Here is a 1049-nt window from a genome sequence, read left to right as displayed (position 1 = left end):
ACTATGTCAATTACTACAACTTCCACCAGTAATGCCTGGTCACCAAGAAGTGTTACAAATACTGGTAATGCCTTTGTTTGGGAAGCTACTAATGCAGTTATTGGTACACTGACTCAAACAGCCAATGTTCCAACCTTTGATTTTAGCTCTAATGATGGAAGCCCGATTAATATTACAATTACTAGTAACGATGGGTTTGTAGGTCTTACAAGATTTCAGGTATACACATTGGATATTACTGCCATTGATGCTACTGCTGCTGTTGCTTTGGATAATTTTCATGTTCAGGCTAATAATATTTCCAGCATAGATATTAGTACTTTGTCAGATTTAACATTCTTTCGTGCTTCTGGCAATAATATTTCGACCCTTGATATTACGGGTAATTCTTTACTGAACAGATTGGAGGTAGATAATAACAGTTTGACTTCTTCAGAACTTGATGCTTTAGTAAATCAATTGGATGCTTTTGGTGGGACGGATGGTATTTTGAATCTGGCAGGTAATCAGGGAATTACTGAAGCAGCTCAACCCGGTTATGATAATTTGATCGATAAAGGTTGGACAATTGATGTTGACGCCCCCGGACCTCCTGTTATTGCAACTATGTCAATTACTACAACTTCCACCAGTAATGCCTGGTCACCAAGAAGTGTTACAAATACTGGTAATGCCTTTGTTTGGGAAGCTACTAATGCAGTTATTGGTACACTGACTCAAACAGCCAATGTTCCAACCTTTGATTTTAGCTCTAATGATGGAAGCCCGATTAATATTACAATTACTAGTAACGATGGGTTTGTAGGTCTTACAAGATTTCAGGTATACACATTGGATATTACTGCCATTGATGCTACTGCTGCTGTTGCTTTGGATAATTTTCATGTTCAGGCTAATAATATTTCCAGCATAGATATTAGTACTTTGTCAGATTTAACATTCTTTCGTGCTTCTGGCAATAATATTTCGACCCTTGATATTACGGGTAATTCTTTACTGAACAGATTGGAGGTAGATAATAACAGTTTGACTTCTTCAGAACTTGATGC

General features: G+C 37.3%; 1 protein-coding gene. It reads left to right on the top strand.

The genetic code is table 11. The features are described from left to right. On the top strand, window positions 1–1049 hold a 1049-nt coding region (locus tag AABB81_RS16055; protein ID WP_342161590.1), incomplete at both ends, for a hypothetical protein.

Origin of the sequence: Lutimonas vermicola (assembly GCF_038433205.1) — a bacterium.
Taxonomy (GTDB): Bacteria; Bacteroidota; Bacteroidia; order Flavobacteriales; family Flavobacteriaceae; genus Lutimonas; species Lutimonas vermicola.
Note: the sequence above shows the minus strand (reverse complement) of the source record. Positions and strands in the feature narration are given on the sequence as shown.